Genomic DNA, 21,357 nt, shown 5'->3' with positions numbered 1-21,357 from the left:
TCTCATAGTTTAAAATGAGATGAAAAGGAAAAAGAGAGGAAGTCATTTCTCTCTTTTTTGCTGGAAAAAGTTTAGAACAAATATGCAGAAATCTAATAATTCTGGGGTTCGTTTTAAGTTGATTTTTGAGATTTTTTAAAAAAGAGGAGTCGTGTTTTAGTACTTCTCAAAAGCATGTGTTGCTTCTAAAAATCGCGACAAATAATTTGAATAATCAAGTGAAATCAGGTAGAATAGAAAGGATTGAATAATATATTGAAAAGGAAATCTTTAGAATGACACATCAGTTTTATGGAGAAAAACGACAGCGCTTTTCTTTCAGAAAGTTGTCCGTTGGGCTGGTTTCGGCGACTATTGGAAGCTTCTTTTTGAGTGGGCAAATAACTGGGGACTTGACTTCTGTAAATGCAGCAGAAATTCAAAGTCAGCAGTCTGCTCAGGTCAAATACCACTACGTAGTGGAGTCTGAATTGACGGAGGCAGAGAAGAGTGCCTTGATAAGGGAGATTCCAAAGTATGTTGAGGATGCTTCAGAGACCTATTATTTAGTTTATCGTCCGACTATTCAAGGGGATTCATCTGGAGTATTGCCTAAGACAGGTCACTCCGGCCTTTGGGAATCAACTTTTACAGCCATGGGTCTTGCATTACTAGTACTTGTAGTTGTTAGAGGCAGGAATGGGAAGAGGTATTTATCTTCGATCTTGTTGGTAACTGGAATGGGATCCATGCTACTATCTCCAACAGTCTTAGCAGTGACGAATATCGAACTCGCTGCATATAATCAAAGTCTTAACTTGGGTCTTGGAGAATCTCTTCCAGCGCCATTAAGAATTGACGGTTACGACTATATCGGTTATCTAAAGAATGAAGAACAAAATGATAGTCATTTAGCTCATTCTGCTCTGAAGGACAATCCGTCACTGGACATGGAGAAAGAGAAGGGAAGTGAACTTAAACCGAGTGAAACAAATCCGAATACAAAAGAGATTGTTTCGGATAAGGAAGACGGTCTGACAGAGCAAGATAGAGAAGCTATCGCTACTAAGGAGAGAGAACTCGCTCGCCTTGGAGCAGTTCATGAATTGCCAGAATTAAAAATTAGTGAACAAAAGTCGGTTCAAGATCTCCCTTATCAGACCCAATACCAGTATTCAGATGACTTGGTTCAAGGTCAATCAAAAGTCATACAATCAGGTGTTCGAGGTCAACGTACAGTTGTGACTCGTCATTATCGTGAGAATCAAGAAATCGTAAAAAGCGAAATGATTTCTGATCAAGTGACGCTTGAACCTGTTTCTGAAATTATTTTAGTTGGAACAGCTCCAACTAACTCGATACCAAAAGAAACTCCAGTTCACGAAGTTCCGAAATTGTCAGAATATGGCACAACTCCTGAAACAGCGCCTGTTCATGAAGTTCCAGAATTGGCAGAATATGGTACAACTCCTGAAACAGCGCCTGTTCATGAAGTTCCAGAATTGGCAGAATATGGTACAAATCCTGAGACATCGCCAGTTCACGAAGCTCCAGAATTGGCAGAATATGGAACTAGTCCTGAAACGGCTCCAGTTCAAGAGATTCCAGAATTGACGGAATATGGCACAACTCCAGAAACAGCGCCAGTTCATGCAATTTCGGAATTGACGGAATATGGCACAACTCCAGAAACAGCTCCTGTTCACGAAGTTCCGGAATTGGCAGAGTACGGAACCAGTCCCGAGACAGCTCCTATTCATGAGAATTCTGAGTTGGAATTAACTACAAATGATGAGGTTAGAATAGAAAAGATTGATTTTTCTATTGACGAGCAATATACAGATGAGATTCCAGAAGGAAGTCGTCAAATCGCGACTCCGGGAGTCCAAGGTGAGCGGACCATCAAGACTCGTGTCTACAGTTCCAATGGTCAAGAGGTTGACCGCCAAGAGTTGTCTAACGAGGAAACTCTGGCTCCTGTCACACAAATCGTCAAAGTCGGTACGGCTAAACCAAACATGGTACCAAACAATGCGCCGAAAGTGGACGCTCTGCCTGAGTATCCACTAACTTATACTGACGAAACGCGCGTTGAAAAAATCAACTTTAACATTCGTGAAGAAGAAACGGACGAATTGGTCCAAGATGCGCGCCAAATCGCAACTCCGGGAGTCCAAGGTGAACGAACTATCAAGACTCGAGTCTACAGTTCCAATGGTCAAGTTGTTGACCGTCAAGAATTATCTAACGAAGAAACTCTGGCTCCTGTAACACAAATCGTCAAAGTCGGCACGGCTAAACCAAGCATGGTACCAAGTGATGCACCGAAAGCAGATGCTTTACCAGAGTATTCGCTGACATATACAGATGAAACCCGCGTAGAGAAAATAGCCTTCAATATCGAGGAGCAATATACGGATGAGCTTGTTCAAGATGCTCGTCAAATCGTAACTCCGGGAGTCCAAGGTGAACGAACTATCAAGACTCGTGTCTACAGTTCTAACGGTCAAGAGGTTGATCGCCAAGAGTTATCCAATGAGGAAACCCTAGCTCCCGTAACGCAAGTGGTCAAAGTTGGAACGGCTAAGCCAAGCATGGTGCCAAATGAAGCACCGAAAGCAGAAGCCCTGCCAGAGTATCCACTAACTTACACTGACGAAACGCGCGTTGAAAAAATCAACTTTAGCATTCGTGAAGAAGAAACCGATGAGCTTGTTCAAGATGCCCGTCAGATCGCAACTCTGGGAGTCCAAGGTGAACGAACTATCAAGACTCGTATCTACAGTTCTAACGGTCAAGAGGTTGATCGTCAAGAGTTGTCTAATGAGGAAACCCTAGCTCCCGTAACGCAAGTGGTCAAGGTCGGCACGGCTAAACCGACTATGGTACCGAACGATCCACCGAAAGCAGAGGCTCTGCCAGAGTATCCGTTGACTTATAGCGACGAAACTCGTGTAGAGAAAATAGCCTTCGACATTGAAGAACAAACTACGGATGAATTGGTCCAAGATGCTCGTCAAATCACAACACCAGGTGTTGAGGGAGAGCGCACGATTAAGACTCGTGTCTACAGTTCCAATGGTCAAGAGGTTGACCGCCAAGAGTTGTCTAACGAGGAAACTCTAGCTCCTGTCACACAAATCGTCAAGGTCGGCACGGCTAAACCAAGCATGGTGCCAAATGAAGCACCGAAAGCAGAAGCTCTGCCAGAGTATCCACTAACTTACACTGACGAAACGCGCGTTGAAAAAATCAACTTTAGCATTCGTGAAGAAGAAACCGATGAGCTTGTTCAAGATACCCGTCAGATCGCAACTCTGGGAGTCCAAGGTGAACGAACTATCAAGACTCGTGTCTACAGTTCTAACGGTCAAGAGGTTGATCGTCAAGAGTTGTCTAATGAGGAAACCCTAGCTCCAGTAACACAAATTGTCAAAGTCGGTACGGCTAAACCAACTATGGTACCAAATGATGCACCGAAAGCAGATGCTTTGCCAGAGTATCCGCTAACTTACACTGACGAAACGCGCGTTGAAAAAATCAACTTTAGCATTCGTGAAGAAGAAACGGATGAATTGGTTCGAGATGCTCGTCAAATCACAACTCCAGGTGTTAAGGGAGAGCGCACGATTAAGACTCGCGTCTACAGTTCTAACGGTCAAGAGGTTGATCGCCAAGAGTTGTCTAACGAGGAAACTCTGGCTCCTGTCACACAAATCGTCAAGGTCGGCATGGCTAAACCAAATATGGTGCCGAATGAAGCTCCGAAAGCAGATGCTTTAGAAGAGTTCGATTTAATTTCACTGCATAATCTCTTAGCAGAAGCGGATCAGATTAAAGCTCAGGCCCGTTATTTTAACGATAGTCAGAGTCATCAAGCTAACTATGATGCTGCTTTGACGGCAGGTCAAGCGATTCTGAGTCAATCCCAAGCCAGCCAAGCAGAAGTCAACCAATTGGTGGAACAAATCAATCAAGCCAAGGCTCAATTAAGTGGTCTTGAAGTTGTCAAAACGGCTCTACAAAATGAATACGATTTAAATCCAAGAGTTAAAACTTCGGTTAAATATAAGAATGCGGATTCAGAAAAACAGACAGCTTATACTGACGAATTGACTAAGGCTGAAGGAGTTTTGAACAATCAAACTGCTACACAAGTGCAAGTCAATCAAGTTCTTGCTAGCCTGACAGCAGCCAAAGAAGCACTGAATGGAGTGCCTAAAGTCAAGCCGACAGTTTCGATTCTAAGTCTGACTGAGAATGCTGATGATAAGTCGGTGATGGTCCAATATAGATTGGAAGACCAGACCAAATCCTTCCGTTCAGCGACTGCAGAGTTGTACCAGGGAGATCAGCTGGTTCGCACTCTTCCGATTACTAACTTTGCTGGTAGCTTGAAGATTGGCGACCTAGACTACTACACAGGTTATACTTTGAAAACTAAGTTGACTTATGAACTGGATAATGGCAGCTTTACTGAGTTTGAAACAGACAGTCGTAACTTTGAGCTAGAATACAAGAAGATTGCCTTCCGTGATATTGATTCTGTTGAGTTTTATCATAAAGAAAACGACCAATATAAGCGCTTTGTATCGATGAGTTCTATGCCTACGGATCTGTCTACTTACTTCGTCAAGATCAAATCAAGCGAATCCAAGGAAATTCTCCTACCAGTTCACAGCATTTCTGAAGCAGAGAAAGATGGTAAGGCAGTCTATAAGGTTAATGTAACCCTTCCTGAACTCGTCCAAGAAAGTGAAGCGGGCTATAAGTCTGGGCACGACTTCTACATCAGTAAGGCGGTCCCAAGTCAGCAAAATGTCTACACCAGCTTTGCTGGATTGGTAGACGCTATGAAGCGAAATATGGCAGGAAATTATGTTCTGGGAGCTGATTTGGATGCGAGCGAGGTCAACCTAGCTCCTGCGGATTATGTCTACCTCAAAGGGAACTTCACCGGCAGTCTGACAGGTAGTCATAATGGTAAGCAATACGCTATTTATAATCTAGCCAAGCCTTTATTTGAAAACCTCAAGAGTGGGTCTACCATTTCAAATATCGACTTTAAAGACGTGAATATCGTGGGTACCTATGACTCGGCTGCGCTAGCACGCAATGCGGAGAATGCGCGAATCACTGACGTTTCTGTTCAGGGGAGAGTATCGGTAGTAGGCAACGCTTCTAACGTAGCGGGTCTTGTAGTTAATGGAACCAATACGAAGATTACCAATAGTTCCTTTACGGGTACCATACTATCTAACAGTCAACACATCAAAGCCTATAACGTAGGTGGTTTGGTTGCAAGCCTTAAAGGAGGAGAATCAATCCTCAGCCAAAGTAAAGCAGATGTAACGATTATTAGCGGTGCAAGATCAAATGAACAACGTATTGGTGGTTTGGTTGGCCGTCTAGAAAACAATGCTCGAATCACCAAATCTTATGTGACAGGAAAATTATATAATTCAACTACTAACGGTCAGATCGGTGGAGTGGTCGGTTCGAACTACTTTAATGGTTTAGTTGATAATGTTATCAGTAATGTTAGCGGTACAAATGTTTACAGTATTTCTGGGGATCAGGGATACAAGAACGACCGCATTACACAAGCATATAAAGTTGCCAAAAGTGAAACCTTGAAAAACGATCAGTTTGTTACTTCTACCATTACTCAAGAAGAAATGGAAGAAAAACTGACTGCTATGGACATAACAACTAGCCTAGATGACACGAATCTAAATATGCGTTTTGTCGACTATGGTCAAGTAAACAATGCTCAATTTGACCGCGGATATTCTTATGCAAATATGGAGAAACTGCTTCCTTTCTACAATAAAGAAACCATTGTTTCGTTTGCTAACAAGATTCCGAAAAATCATAAGTTGAACAAGGAGTACCTACTGGATGTTGTTCCGATGAAGGGCGACCAGGTTATCACTGATATTCATAGCAATAAAACTGGAATCAATCGTTTGATGCTGCACTACATGGACAATACCATTGACTACCTAGAAATATCTTATCAGGGAGATTTCGTAAATCGAGGCATTGCTGAGTATAGTATCAAGGGGTTAGACCTTCTTTATACTCCAGAAGCCTTTGTATCAGATTATACTAGTATTCTAAATCAAGTCCTGCCAGAGTTAAACAAGATCGTTCTTGATTCGCCAGCTATGCGAACAGCTCTTGGAGTAGCAGCAGATACTTCTTTGGATGAACTATACTTAGACACCGCATTTACGCAAGTGAAAAGCAAACTGTCAACAGAACTACGAAAAGTTCTGGCTATGGATAAGGCTATCAATACTGAAGGTGAAGTAGTTAAGGATTATCTTGTTAAGAAGATTCTTGCTGATAAAGAAGCTTTCCTATTGGGGCTGACTTACCTTAACCGTTGGTACAATATCAACTATGATACCTTTAATGTCAAAGACCTGTCGGCTTACAAGATGGATTTCTACGGTAAAAATGACGTTTTGGTTCTTGATACAATCATAGCTTTAGGGAAATCAGGACTTGAGAATCTCAAGGCTAAGAACAACTATACAGCTTATGATAATTCGCTCTCTGAAGCAACTGGTAAACGAGGACTCTTCAATTACCTTGAAGGCTATCGTCAGCTCTTCCTACCTTATAAGACCAATAATGAATGGCTCAAGACCAATACAAAAGCCTACATTGTTGAGGCTAAGTCGGATGTAGCAGAAGCGAGACAGCTTCAGGACGCAGCCGAGGGCAAGAGCAAGTATTCTGTTGGTGTTTATGACAAGATTACTGCAGATAATTGGGAACACAAGGGCATGCTCCTGCCACTCTTGACCATGACCGAGAAAGGTGTCTATGCTATCTCTAATATGTCTACCCTCTCTATGGGAGCTTATGATCGCTATCGTCTTGATGCTAATAACAGGATCCGCACAGATGCAGAACTAGTTGAATATGTCGAAGACCGAGTGAGAAAAACTGCTGAATACCAGCGCGACCACTATGATTTCTGGTACAAGATTCTCAGTCCAGAAAGCAAGGACAAACTCTTCCGTTCGGTTCTGGTTTATGATGGGTTCTTCTTGACTGACAAAGCAGGACAAAGCTATTGGGCACCAGCTAATGACAAAAGATCACAGGCAATGCAGGAATTCTTTGGACCAGCCGGCAAGTGGTATCCAAGCAAGGGTTACAATGCCTATGCTACGGGAAGTGTGACCCATTTTGATAGAGCACGACTATTAGAAGACTATGGAAACTCTGTCTACACCCATGAGATGACCCATAACTCTGACGGAGCAATTTACTTTGAAGGATATGGTCGTCGTGAGGGACTAGGTGCGGAACTCTATGCTCGCGGACTCTTGCAGTCTTCGCCGAGTGCAGATGAACCAACTATTACGCTCAATACTCTCTTCAAGGTGGACAAGGATTCTAAGACCCGTATGCATACCTATAATTTCAAGGAACGTGTTCAAAATGCAGCAGACCTGCAGCACTATGTCCATGGTATGTTTGACATGATCTACACCTTGGACTATCTAGAAGGTACTTCTATGCTGAAGCAGAGCGATGCTGCGAAACTTCAGTGGTTCAGAAAGATGGAGAATTACTATATTACAGATAAGTATGGTAAGGAGACTCATGCTGGTAACCAGACGAGAAGCTTCACTACTGAAGAAATCAAGCAATTAAAGACCTTTAACTCTCTGATTGAAAATGATGTGATCACTCGTCGTGAGAATAAAGACAGTGGTCAATATGGTCGAAATGGCTACCTCAGTCTCAGCCTCTTCTCACCGATTTACTCAGCCTTGAGTAATCCGAAGGGAGCTCCAGGTGATGTCATGTTCCGTCGCACAGCCTTTGAATTACTAGCCGCCAAAGGGTACCATGATGGATTTGTCCCTTATGTTTCTGGTCAGTACTCTCAGGAAGCCTTTGATGAAGGGATGAAAACGTGGGATGGATGGTCTGGAAGAGATGTTGGTCTTGTGACAGACCAGAAAGTCTTGGAAAATGTATTCAAGGGTGAATATGATTCCTGGGTAGCCTTCAAGAAGGCTATGTACCAAGAGCGGATTGATAAGCTAACCAAGCTCAAACCAATCACTATTGAGTACGAACTCAGAAATCCAAATAGTACCAAGAAAGTAACCATTCGTTCTTATGCAGAGATGCAGCAGTTGATGGATGCAGCAGTAGCAGAGGATGTACGCAACATTTCCAATGCTACTAGCCGTGTCGAAGCTAGCTGGGTTAACTTGCTCAAGAAGAAGATTTACAACGCTTATCTTCGTGAGACAGACGACTTCAGACAGTCTATTTTCAAGAAATAAGGAAACGATTCTGTTCAATCAAAATTTGAAAAATTCCTAGGTTTAAGGCTACCTAGGAATTTTTTCTGTGGTTTCTCCATGATCTTGTTTGTGCATTCAAGACCTGATAAGATAAGGATTTTTAAAGCTCAAATGAACTGATAAGATTAGTAGTGTTTGGTTGTTACTATTTCTAGCAAATAAATTGAATAATCTAGTAAATTTCGGTAGAATAGAGGGGATTCAAATCATGATAAAGGAAAGATTAGGAATGAAAAGAAGTTATTTAGGAGAAAAGCATCAGCGTTTTTCATTTAGAAAAGTTTCGGTTGGTTTGGTTTCTGCTCTGGTAGGGGTTTTCTACCTTTTTAGTGGAGGAGGTTCTATTGCAAATGTAGCAGCTAGTGAACAGACGTCATCCGTCACAAAACAGATTCACTATAAGTACGTGACAGAGAGTGAACTCACGGACCAAGAGAAGCAATTGGTAGTCAAAGAGTTGCCACAGTTTGTTGAGGAAACAGACGATACGTACTATTTGATTTATCGTCCGACGAGACAGTTGCCTGCAACTGGTCACAGTCAACTCATTAGCTCAATTGCAGCAGGGGCAGGCATAGTGCTACTGGTCGTAGCGATTAAACTGGGCAGAGATGATCGCAAGAAACTCGCTTCATTCATGCTTTTGACCAGTCTAGGAAGTCAGCTGATTGCGCCAACTTCCTTGGCTTTAACAAATCAAATGCTGGCAGACTATAATCAGGAATTGACTTTACAGGTTGGAGAAGCATTGCAATCACCTCTTGCGATTGAAGGTTACCAATATGTAGGGTATTTGAAATCTCAAAAAGCAGTAAAATCTCCAGTTGATGGCAAGAAAGAGTTGAATCATTCGGCTCCTATTGATACTCCAGTTCAAACTTCAAACGGAAGTCAAGCGCAGGAAGAGTATCGTGCTCAGAAACCAAGTGATGCTCCTGTATTTGAACAACCAGAGTTAAAGGTTGATAGTAAAGATACGAGTCGTACAGAGATCATTCCTTTCCAAGTGGAGGAAGTAGAGGCAGCTGATTTGCCACAAGGTCAAACTGAGGTAATTCAGGCAGGGAAAAATGGTAGTCGTACCATTGTGACCCGCAGCTACATTTTAAATGGTCAGGTAATCCATACAGAGGAGGTTTCCAATCAGGTAACGACTGAGCCGACTTCTGAGATTAGAAAAGTCGGAAGCAAGGTCCTTTCTCCTACAAAACCAAACACAGGGGAGTCCGTTAGTGAAAAACCAACAAACGCTCCAATAAATGAAGTTCCAAGCTTAAACGTTGAAGAAAAAGATGTTACCACAACGATAGCAGAACCCTACACTCGAGAAAGAGTAGAGAGTGATAGTTTGCCAGTTGGCCAAACCAAGATAACCCAAGCTGGTCAAGATGGAGTGCGTACGATTGTCACCCGTCAGTACATGGTGGATGGCAAAGTAGAGAGAAGCCAGGAAATCTCCAACGAAGTGACGACTCCAGCAGTCTCAGAGATCGTAACAGTCGGAACAGGCCCTGTTAGCGAGAAACCAACAGACTCCCCAATAAATGAAGTTCCAAGCTTAAACGTTGAAGAAAAGGACATTACCACAACAGTGGCCGAACCCTATACTCGAGAACGAGTAGAGAGTGATAGTTTGCCAGTTGGCCAGACCAAGATAAGCCAAGCTGGTCAAGACGGTGTGCGAACGATCGTCACTCGTCAGTACAGTGTAGATGGCAAAGTAGAGAGAAGTCAGGAAATCTCGAACAAAGTAACGACACCAGCAGTTTCGGAAATCGTAACAGTCGGAACAGGCCCAGTTAGTGATAAACCAACAGACGCTCCAGTACACGAAGTTCCAAGCCTAGAGGTCGAAGAAAAGGATGTTACCACAACGTTGGCAGAACCCTATCCAACCAAGGAAGTGGAAAGTGCAGACTTGCCTTTGGGGCAAAGGGAAGTTAGCCAAGCTGGTCAAGACGGTGTGCGAACAATCGTCACCCGTCAGTATTTGGTAGATGGAAAAGTTGAAAATACGGAGGAAATTTCTAATACTGTCACAAAAGAAGCAGTTCCTCAGATCATCAAAGTTGGTACAAAACCAATCTCTACAAATGCGGATCATGCTCCTGTAGAGCCAGAAAAAGGAACACTCGACCTCGAACCCTTACACCAATTAGTGGAAGAGGCCGACAGCATCCAGAAAACGCATCAGTATTTCAATGATACCGCTGCAGATCAAGAGTCTTATAAACAGGCAGTTGCAAATGCCCAAGCTATCTTTGAGACATCTCACGCTAGTCAAGAACAGGTTGATTCCTTGAAAAAGGCCCTTGAAACTGCTAAGAATAATCTAGACGGCCAACCTGTTGATAAGAAAACTCTCGGAGTTGAATTTGAGATGAAGGATGTGACTCAGTCTACAGTTGCTTACCAGTATGCTGATGAACAAGTCAAACTCCGTTATCGTCGTGCTCTAGATCAGGCCAAGCTCGTTTTGGACAATCCTTTCGCCAATCAAGCCTTGGTTGATCAAGTTCGGACGGATCTCGCGGCGGCTCGTCAAGCTCTGGATGGAGTCAAGAGAAAACCAACCCTCTCTCTAGTCCGTGTCGAGAAGGAAGAAGATAAACGCCAAGTTTCTCTTAGCTATCACTTGACGGATGCTACAGCTAGCTATCAATCAGCCAAAGTGCAGCTTTACAAGGGCGAAACGTTGATCAAGGAAGTTGACCTTGTGGATCTCGCTCAAAAATTGACACTTGATGACTTGGATTACTATACTCCTTATACCCTCAAAACCGTCATGAAATATGACCTAGGTCAAGGGGAACAAACTAGTATAGAGGATCAACGTCCAGTTCAGCTAGATTATAAGAAGGTTGAAATCAAAGACATCGACCGCATCGAACTGTACGGTAAAGATGGCAGTCACTACCGACGTTACCTATCCTTGTCAGAAGTGCCGTCTGATTTGAACAATTACTATGTCCGAATTCAGTCAGACAAGTTCAAGGATATGCTCATGCCCGTTTCTAAGATTACAGATAAGGGCAATGCCTACTCCGTAACAGTATCAGCTAATCAGCTTGTTGAGGGAGAAGGGGATCATTATCGTCCAGATTACTCCTTTGATCTTCCGAAAACCCCTCTTAGTCAAGAAGGAGTCTATACGTCCTTCAAAACGCTCATAGAGGCCATGAAGTCAAACCCGACTGGAAACTTCACATTAGGAGCGGATGTTTCAGCAGATGAGATTGAGTTGGAACAGTCTACGACAAGCTATGTTCCAGAAGAATTTTCAGGTAGCTTAACGAGTCGAGTAGATGGCAAAGATTATGCTATCTACAATTTAGCAAAACCACTCTTTGCAACCTTGAAAAATGCCACTATCCAGCAACTGACCTTGAAATCGGCTGCAGTTTCAGGTAAGGACTCTATAGGGGCCTTGGCTAGCAACGCTCAGAACGCAACGATTACGGATGTTTCTGTAAGTGGTAGTCTATCTGGTAACAAGCATATCGGTGGACTAGTAGGAGTTGCCCAAAATACAAAACTAACCAATGTTGTCTTTAAAGGGGCTATCACCAGCACCCAAGATGGAGGGCAGGAGTACAATATTGGTGGCCTAGTCGGTAATTTCCACGGGAACCAATCACTGGCGCAGAAGAGTCAAGCAGATGTATCTATCCAAGTAACGGGTCGAAATGGAGACCAGCGTGTTGGTGGCTTGATTGGTCGCTTGCAGAATGGAGCTAGATTAGAAACTTCTTATGTGTCTGGTTCTATCCAAAATGGAGGTCATTCTGGCCAAGTCGGTGGAGCAATCGGGTCTACTTGGAACAATGGACAGGTCCGAAATGTCTTGACCAGTGTCAAGGTTCAAAATGGTCATGCCATGACAGGAGATCCCTATCCTGAGGCTTCTGTTCGGGACTCACATGTTCTTGAAGGGACTACAGCAAATCGAAAAGATGAGCGTTTTGTCCGTACTATTTCAGAGGTAGATGGACAAGCCAAACGTCAGTCCTTTGGAATCACTTCAAACTTGACGGACCAAGAGCCATTGCAGCTAGCTTACCAGCATCAGACAGACTATAGTCGAGTGAGGGGAGCCCAAGAGTCCAGAAAGCTAGCCTACGAAAATGTAGAAAAACTATTACCATTCTACAACAAAGACTTCATCGTTCATACAGCCAACCAATTAGCTGAAGACGATAAACTCAACAAAGTAGCCTTGTTAGATGTGGTTCCGATGAAAGATGGGACACTGATAACGGATGTCAATAGCCATAAGGGTGAAATCAATAGACTGATGCTGCATTATGCAGATAAGACCATTGCTTATCTTGATTTGACCTACAAGGGAGATTTTGCCAATGGTCAGATTGCTGAATATAGCATCGCTGATAAGAATTTGCTCTATACACCAGAGGCCTTCCTATCGGACTACCAGTCCATTAAAGAGAGAGTCTTGGATGAACTCAAAGCTGTGACTTATAACTCAACTGCAGTGCGTAAGGTACTGGGAATTGGTGAAACAGCTTCCTTGGATGATCTTTATCTGGAAAAAGCCTTTGAACAAACCAAAGCTGAACTAGGTCAGGAGCTCCTCAAGGTACTTTCAGTTGACAAGTCGATTAACACTCTAGGTCCTGTGGTAGCGGATATGATTAGCCAAAAGATTCTGCAGAACAAAGAGGCCTTCATGCTTGGTCTGACCTATCTCAATCGTTGGTACAATGTCAACTATGGAACTTTCAATACCAAGGACCTTAATGCCTATAAGTTTGATTTCTTCGGCAATCAAGCAGCTTCGACACTCGATACCATCATTGCTCTCGGTAACTCTGGCATGGGCAATCTTCGAGCACAAAACAACTTCAATGCCTACCGACAATCTCTAGCCAAGGAAAAAGGCAAAGGAGACCTCTTTACATACTTAGAAAGTCTGCGTGAACTCTTCTTGCCACACAAAACCAATAGTGAGTGGTTTAAGGAAAATACCAAGGCTTATATCGTAGAAGCTCGTTCAAGTCTGCCAGAAATTCAGGCTAAGCAGGACAATGCGGATCGTAAGAGTAAGTATACAATCAAGGTCTACGACAGACTGACTCAGGGAGATTGGGGCTTCAAGCAAATGGTTCTCCAGCTTTTGACCTTACCTGAAAGAGATGTCTATATCATCAGCAATCTGTCGACTATTGCATTTGGTAGCTTTGGAAGCTACAGGAAAGAAGGTGGCAGAGTTCTCTCAGGTGAGGAACTCCATCGACACGTTGAAAAACTTGTGAATCAATCAGCTGAATGGCAACGAAACCACTATGACATGTGGTACAACATTTTAAGTCCAAACAGGAAAGATACCTTATTCAGACGGGTAATCGTTACAGACGGTTTCTTGCTTTATAATGATAAAGGCCAGCAATATTGGGCTCCGCGTAATGATAAGACCTCTGTTGCTATGTACAATTTCTTTGGCCCTGCTGGCAAGTATCACGGAGACAATGGACTAGGAGCCTTTGCCAATGGTTATGAAGTCTTCTACGTCTATGACCAGATGCTGGGAGCTTCTGGAACCATGGTCTATACCCATGAAATGACCCACAACTCGGATGGTTCTATCTATTTTGAAGGACATGGTCGTCGTGAGGGTGAAGGACCTGAGAGCTTTGCTACAGGGATGTTAGAGTCTGTAACCAATGTTAGCGAAAAAGGTCTCGTTCTCAATAGTTTCTATCAAGGAGATAAAGATTCAACCTCTCGTTACCATACCTATGATCCTGTTGCCCGATTCTCCTCAGCAGACGCTTTACGGGATTACATGCATGGAGTCTTTGATGTGCTAAATCTTCTGGATTATGTAGAAGGGGATATTGTTACTAGTGTTCTAACTGATCAGCAGAAAATGAAATGGTACCGCAAGGCTGAAAATTATAAATTTGAGAATACGTCTTATGGTAAACAAGCCCATGCTGATGATCGCATTGTCCCTATAACTGCTGAAGAAGCAGCCAAACTAAAATCTGTCGATGCTCTGGTTGATCATAATATCATTGGTCGTCGCGATGGTTGGGATACAGCTAGCTTTGGACGAAATGGCTACTATGTCGTTAATATGTTTGCTTCCTTCTATGCAGCTCTGGACAATCCAACTGGTGCACCTGGTGGGCTGATGTTCCGCCGTAGAGCCTATGAATTGCTCGGAGACAAGGGTTACCAGCAAGGATTTGTCCCATATGTATCTGGCCAATACGCTAGCCAAGCGCTTAAAGAAGGTCATAAGACCTACTCAATCTGGAACAGAGGAGATGTCGGTGTAGTTGGAGATGATCTGGTTTTCAAAAATCTCTATGGTAGCCAGTATGAATCATGGAAGGATTTGAAGAAAGCTATGTTGAATGAGCGATACAACAAGGCTCAAAACTTCCTTCGTCCTATCACCATCGAGTTTGAAGCCGGAAAACTAGATAGCAAACGACAAATTACGATTTCTTCTTATGAGGAATTACAAGATTATATGTACTTAGCAGTACTAGCGGATGCCTCAGCTAAGAACATTGATCGGGCATTATCAGACAGTTCTAAGAGCAGTGTCGCCCAACTCAAGTATCGTATTTTTAATGCTTATCTACGTGCCACAGATGACTTCAGACAGTCCATCTTTGAAAGATAAGTCTCTTGCAAAAACAGACACGAAAAAAGAAGATCACTTGGATCTTCTTTTTTTAGGGGAACGGCTTGCTTAGTACAAAAACGAATGAATTTACAAACCAATCTATAGATTTTTTATATCCTTCTTAGCATGTTTAGATAGAAATTTGAAATCATTCATCATCTAGTATCCTCATTTTGAAATTCCTTTTGTTTTTCATGAAAATATGATAAAATGATAGCTGTACAAATTTTTAAGGAGATTCAGATGAAAACAAATACACTTGCTCGCGTAAATGCGATTTTTGGTCTTATTTCAGGTATTGTCTTGCTGTTGGCTCCAGTTGTTATGTTTATGATAGCTGTCGGTGCTGCTGCGGCAACGGAGGACTCAGATGCAACAGTTGGGCTATTGACGATTTTTTCAATTATTTTATCATTGGTGAAAATTGCAATCTTGGTTTTAGGAATTGTAGCTATTGTTTATTACAAGGATGATGAGCGTGTGACTCCTGCACCGTCTGTCTTGTTTATCGTGGGTGGTGCTGTTGGATTGATCCCATTCTTGGGCTGGGTAGGAGGAATTTTGACAATCATTGGTGGCTCCCTCTACTTTGGACTTTTGAAAAAATTCGATGTTCAAGAATAACGACTTTTTGTTAGGAATATTTTTAAATAAGAGAAGGCGGTTAGCCTTCTTTTTTCTTACCAAGTAAGAGATAAATCTGATAGGATAAATAAACTTTTTAATTCGTAAAACCTAAAGCATTTATTTGGGACAAGGAACTCTTTTTATAGTATAATGATGAATGTAAATTACCTATATCAAAATATAATTCTAGTTATTTTCTTGATAGAGGTTAAAAAGCGAGAGGATTTAGAATGAAAAAGATTTTTGGAGAGAAGCAGCATCGTTTTTCCTTACGAAAATTAGCAATTGGTCTTGTATCAGCTTCGATTTCAAGCCTATTTTTTGTGTCCATTGCGAGCAGTGGAACTGTATTTGCTCAAGAAAATGTAGCTGTTCACTACAAATATGTGACGGATACGGAGTTGAGTGGGCAAGAAAAAGACTTGATTGTAAAGGACATTCCTAAAATTGCTGAAGATAGTGAAAGCACCTATTATCTAGTCTACCGTATGGATGAGAAAGCACAGCTAGGTCAGTTGCCCAATACAGGTGGGCAGCATAGTCTTACTAGTGTTTTATCAGGTGGAGCGCTAGCTTCGATTGGCCTTCTTATTTTTGTTGTATCCAAAAAGAAAGGCAAAAAGAAGGCCCTCTTGAATGTGATTTTGGTAACAGGGATGGGCAGTGGTTTGGTTTCTTCGGTTCAGGCTATCGAAAATCAACTTTTGCTACAATACAATCAGGAATACCAATTATCCCAAGGAGATAGTCTGCCTTTGCCACGCACCCTATCGGGTTATACTTACCTAGGCTATATTAAGCAAGACAAGGACTCTAGTCTGCAAGAAACTGCTGCTAGAGATCAACTTGACTACACGGTTCAACCTCATTTTCAGACCAATGAAGGTGGGCAAAAAGTAGAAGATGAGCAGAAAAATCTATCTCCAACAATCCCTGCTGACAAGCCAATCCCTTCTCAAGATTCATCCAATCAAAAGCCGTCTGGCATTGCTAGTGTAGATCCTCAGGACGAAGTCTTGGCAGGTCGCGTGAACAAACCAGAGCTCCTATACAAAGACCAAGAGATTGTAACCAAACTAGATGTTCCAGAAGTGGTTCAGGAAAATCCAGAACTAGCAGAGGGGACCATTCGGGTCAAACAAGAAGGGCGTGCTGGGAAGAAGGTTGAAGTCGTTCGCATTTTCACTGTTGAAAACCAAGAAATTTCCCGAGAAGTTCTATCAACTAAATTAGAAGAAGCCTTGCCACGTATAGTAGAAAAAGGGACTAAGAAGGCAGTTGTACCGAGTGAAGTACCTCAGTCTGCAAGAAAAGGAGAGCCTGAGACCCAGGCTTCCTTACCAGAATATAAAGGAGAACAAGCGGGAGCGATTGTTGCCCCTGAAACAGCTGAAAAACCAGAATATACTGGCACCCAAGCTGGAGCAGTCGTTGAACCCGAGCAAGTCGCTCCGCTACCTGAGTATCAGGGAACTCAAGCTGGTGCTATCGTTGAACCGGAACAAGTTGAGCCAGAGGTTGGGGGCGTCCAGTCTGGTGCTTTGGTGGAACCAGAAACGGCTGACAAACCAGCTTATACAGGCGAGCAGTCTGGAGCAATCGTAGAGCCTGAACAGGTGCCACCAACACCAGAGTATACAGGAACTCAAGCGGGAGCGATTGTAGCCCCTGAGACAAGCGAAAAACCAGAATATACAGATACTCAATCAGGTGCCATAGTGGAACCAGAGCAAGTCGCTCCACAAGCTGAGTATCAGGGCACCCAGGCTGGTGCTATCGTTGAACCAGAAATCCAGTCTTCCCTTCCAGAGTATACGGGTAATACCGAGCAAGTAAAACCGGAAGCTCCGACAGAAAAACCAAAAGAAAAAGATCCAGAGAAAACGCTTGAGCTAAGAAATGTTTCGGATCTGGAGCTGTATAGTCAGACCAATGGTACTTACAAACAACATGTTTCTTTAGACAGCGTTCCAAAGAATACAGAAACTTACTTTGTCAAGGTTAAATCTTCGTCATTTAAAGATGTCTATCTACCAGTTTCTTCAATAACGGCTGAAACGAAAGATGGTCAGTCAGTTTATAAAATTACAGCCAAGGCTGAGAAACTCCAGCAAGAGCTAGAAAATAAATATGTCGATAATTTCACCTTCTACCTAGCTAAGAAGGCTAGAGAGGAAACGACAACCTTTACTTCCTTTAGCAACCTCGTCAAAGCTATCAACCAAAATCTCTCTGGAACCTATCATTTAGCAGCTAGTTTGAATGCCAACGAAGTGGAGTTAGAGCCTGAAGCTAAATCCTATATCAAAGCCACCTTTACTGGTCAGTTGATCGGTGAAAAAGATGGTAAGCAGTATGCTATTTATAACTTGAAAAAACCTCTGTTTGAAACCTTGAGCGGCGCTAGAGTAGAAAAATTGAGTCTGAAAAATGTCTCCATTTCAGGGAAAGATGATATTGGTTCACTGGCCTATGAGGTTCAGAATGGCACAAAGATTCAGCAAGTTCACGTCGATGGTGTTCTGGCTGGTGAACGTGGCATCGGTGGTTTGCTGGCTAAGGCAGACCAATCAAGTATCACAGAGAGCAGTTTCAAGGGAAGAATTATCAACACTTATGAAACGACTGCTGCCTACAATATCGGTGGTCTGGTCGGTCATTTGACAGGAAGTAGAGCTTCACTGACTAAGTCAAAAGCGACAGTAGCCATTTCATCTAACACAAATACTTCAGATCAGACTGTGGGTGGACTTGCAGGCCTAGTAGACCGAGATGCACAGATCCAAGATAGCTATGCTGAAGGTGATATCAACAATGTCAAGCATTTTGGTAGAGTGGCGGGAGTAGCAGGCAATTTGTGGGATCGAACTTCTGGTGATGTAAAGCATGCTGGAAGTTTGACCAATGTCCTCAGCGATGTCAATGTAACCAACGGAAATGCCATTACCGGTTACCACTATAATGGAATGAAGGTGAAGGACACATTCAGTAGCAAGGCCAACAGAGTCTACAATGTCACCTTGGTCAAGGATGAGGTCGTCAGCAAGGAATCCTTTGAAGAAAGAGGAACAATGCTAGATGCTTCTCAAATTGCAAGCAAAAAAGCAGCAATCAATCCTCTCACTCTACCAACAGTGGAGCCCCTCTCAACAAGTGGCAAAAAGGACAGTGATTTTTCTAAGGTGGCCCATTATCAAGCTAAGCGCGCTTTGGCTTATAAAAATATTGAAAAATTGCTACCTTTCTACAACAAGGCAACCATCGTCAAATACGGAAACCTAGTTAACGAGAACTGTCTTTTATATCAAAAAGAACTCTTGTCAGCAGTCATGATGAAGGATGACCAAGTCATCACAGACATTGTTTCAAACAAAGAGACTGCAAACAAACTCTTGTTTCACTACAAGGACCATTCATCTGAGAAGATCGATCTCAAGTACCAGGCTGATTTCGCCAAATTAGCGGAATATAGTCTAGGAGATACTGGGCTTCTCTATACGCCAAACCAATTCCTGTATGACCAATCTTCTATCATCAAGCAAGTCTTACCTGACTTACAAAAGGTTGACTACCACTCAGAAGCGATCAGAAAGACACTTGGTATTTCTCCAAACGTCAAGCAAACTGAGCTCTACCTAGAAGACCAGTTCGCCAAAACAAAGGAACATTTGGAAGACAGTTTGAAAAAGCTCTTGTCAGCAGATGCTGGACTTGCTGGCGATAACTCAGTTACCAAGGGCTATCTTGTAGATAAAATCAAGCACAACAAGGAAGCCTTGCTACTTGGCTTGACCTATCTGGAACGTTGGTATAACTTTAGCTATGGTCAGGTGAATGTCAAAGACCTACTTATGTACCATCTGGACTTCTTTGGTAAGGGAAATGCTTCACCACTCGATACTCTGATTGAGTTAGGTAAATCTGGCTTTAACAATCTTCTAGCTAAGAATAATGTCGATACTTATGGTATCAGTCTTGCCAGTCATCATGGAACGACAGATTTGTTTAGCACGTTAGAACATTACCGAAAAGTCTTTTTACCAGAGAAAAGCAACAATGACTGGTTTAAATCAGAGACTAAGGCTTACATCGTCGAAGAAAAATCCACTATCGAAGAGGTGAAAACGAAGCAAGGACAAGCTGGCACCAAGTATTCTATCGGTGTTTATGATCGCATTACGAGTGCCACATGGAAATACCGCAATATGGTCTTGCCTCTCCTAACCTTGCCAGAGAGATCCGTCTTTGTTATCTCAACTATGTCTAGTCTAGGATTTGGAGCCTATGATCGCTACCGCAATAGTGACCATAAAGCGGGCAAGGCTCTCAATGACTTTGTTGAAGAAAATGCGCGTGAAACAGCCAAACGTCAGCGAGATCACTACGATTATTGGTATCGTATTTTAGATAATGAGGGACGTGAAAAACTCTATCGTACCATCTTGCTTTATGATGCCTATAAATTTGGTGATGACACAACCTCAGGAAAAGCTACATTGGAGGCTAAGTTTGATAGTTCCAATCCAGCCATGAAAAACTTCTTTGGACCAGTTGGCAATAAGGTAGTACACAACCAGCATGGAGCCTACGCTACAGGTGATGGCGTCTACTATATGTCTTACCGTATGCTGGACAAGGATGGAGCCATTACTTATACCCATGAAATGACCCATGATTCCGATCAGGATATTTATCTTGGTGGCTATGGTCGAAGAAGTGGCTTGGGCCCAGAGTTCTTCGCAAAAGGCTTATTGCAAGCGCCTGACCAACCAAGTGACGCAACCATTACCATCAATTCTATCTTGAGACACTCAAAATCAGATAGTACAGAAGACTCCCGTCTGCAAGTCTTGGATCCGACAGAGAGATTCCAAAAGGCAGCAGATCTTCAGAACTATGTCCATAACATGTTTGACCTTATCTACATGCTGGAATACCTCGAAGGACAATCAATCGTTAACAAACTAAATGTTTACCAGAAAATGGCGGCTCTCAGAAAGATTGAGAACAAGTATGTGAAAGATCCAGCAGATGGAAATGAGGTTTATGCCACTAACGTAGTCAAAGAATTGACAGAAGCAGAGGCCCGAAACCTGAATAGTTTTGAAAGTTTGATTGACCATAACATCTTGTCATCTCGTGAGTACCAGTCTGGTGACTATGAACGAAATGGATACTATACGATCAAACTCTTTGCCCCAATCTTTTCTGCTCTCAGCAGTGAGAAAGGCACGCCAGGGGACCTTATGGGACGCCGGATTGCTTACGAACTTCTGGCTGCCAAAGGCTTTAAGGATGGAATGGTACCTTACATCTCAAACCAATACGAAGAAGTTGCCAAACAAAACGGTAAAACCATCAATCTCTATGGTAAAGAACGCGGATTGGTGACAGATGAACTTGTACTGGACAAGGCATTTGAAGGTGAGTATTCATCTTGGGCTGCCTTTAAGAAAGCCATGTATAAAGAACGTGTGGATCAGTTTGGAAACTTGAAGCAAGTGACCTTTAAAGATCCGACAAAACCATGGCCAAGTTATGCGACAAAGACCATCAATAGTGTGACTGAATTGCAAGCCCTCATGGACCAAGCTGTTCTCAAGGATGCTGAAGGACCACGTTGGAGTAATTATGATCCAGAAATCGACAGTGCAGTTCATAAGTTGAAGAGAGCAATCTTTAAGGCCTATCTTGACCAAACAAACGACTTCAGAACCTCTATTTTTAAGAAATAAGGGTTGGAAAATGAAA

General features: G+C 42.7%; 4 protein-coding genes. All 4 read left to right on the top strand.

What is annotated here, in order from left to right; all coding sequences use genetic code 11:
* Positions 1-275: 275 nt before the first annotated feature.
* The 4 genes from ACUW6H_RS04475 to ACUW6H_RS04460 all read left to right on the top strand — a co-directional run bounded on the left by ACUW6H_RS04475 (position 276) and on the right by ACUW6H_RS04460 (position 21,341).
* Positions 276-8,300 carry a ZmpA/ZmpB/ZmpC family metallo-endopeptidase gene (locus tag ACUW6H_RS04475; protein WP_454361952.1) on the top strand — a complete coding sequence of 2,675 codons (8,025 nt, stop codon included), beginning with the start codon at positions 276-278 and terminating at the stop codon, positions 8,298-8,300.
* 250 nt (positions 8,301-8,550) lie between these two features.
* Complete coding sequence (locus tag ACUW6H_RS04470; RefSeq protein WP_454361950.1) at positions 8,551-14,976, top strand: ZmpA/ZmpB/ZmpC family metallo-endopeptidase; 6,426 nt, start codon at positions 8,551-8,553, stop codon at positions 14,974-14,976.
* A gap of 246 nt (positions 14,977-15,222) precedes the next feature.
* Positions 15,223-15,603, top strand: coding sequence for a hypothetical protein (locus ACUW6H_RS04465; protein WP_096406343.1), 381 nt, complete (start codon positions 15,223-15,225; stop codon positions 15,601-15,603).
* A gap of 233 nt (positions 15,604-15,836) precedes the next feature.
* Positions 15,837-21,341 (top strand): ZmpA/ZmpB/ZmpC family metallo-endopeptidase, encoded by a 5,505-nt coding sequence (locus tag ACUW6H_RS04460; RefSeq protein WP_454361948.1) that lies wholly within the window; start codon positions 15,837-15,839, stop codon positions 21,339-21,341.
* The last annotated feature ends 16 nt before the right edge of the window (positions 21,342-21,357 follow it).

It is taken from the genome of Streptococcus sp. 151470009-6, from assembly GCF_053628175.1.
Note: the sequence above shows the minus strand (reverse complement) of the source record. Positions and strands in the feature narration are given on the sequence as shown.

What these genes read in the sequence shown, in the direction of transcription:
- ACUW6H_RS04465 (WP_096406343.1), top strand. Translation starts at nt 15,223, where the DNA reads ATGAAAACAAATACACTTGCTCGCGTAAATGCGATTTTTGGTCTTATT.
- ACUW6H_RS04460 (WP_454361948.1), top strand. Translation starts at nt 15,837, where the DNA reads ATGAAAAAGATTTTTGGAGAGAAGCAGCATCGTTTTTCCTTACGAAAA.
- ACUW6H_RS04475 (WP_454361952.1), top strand. Translation starts at nt 276, where the DNA reads ATGACACATCAGTTTTATGGAGAAAAACGACAGCGCTTTTCTTTCAGA.
- ACUW6H_RS04470 (WP_454361950.1), top strand. Translation starts at nt 8,551, where the DNA reads ATGAAAAGAAGTTATTTAGGAGAAAAGCATCAGCGTTTTTCATTTAGA.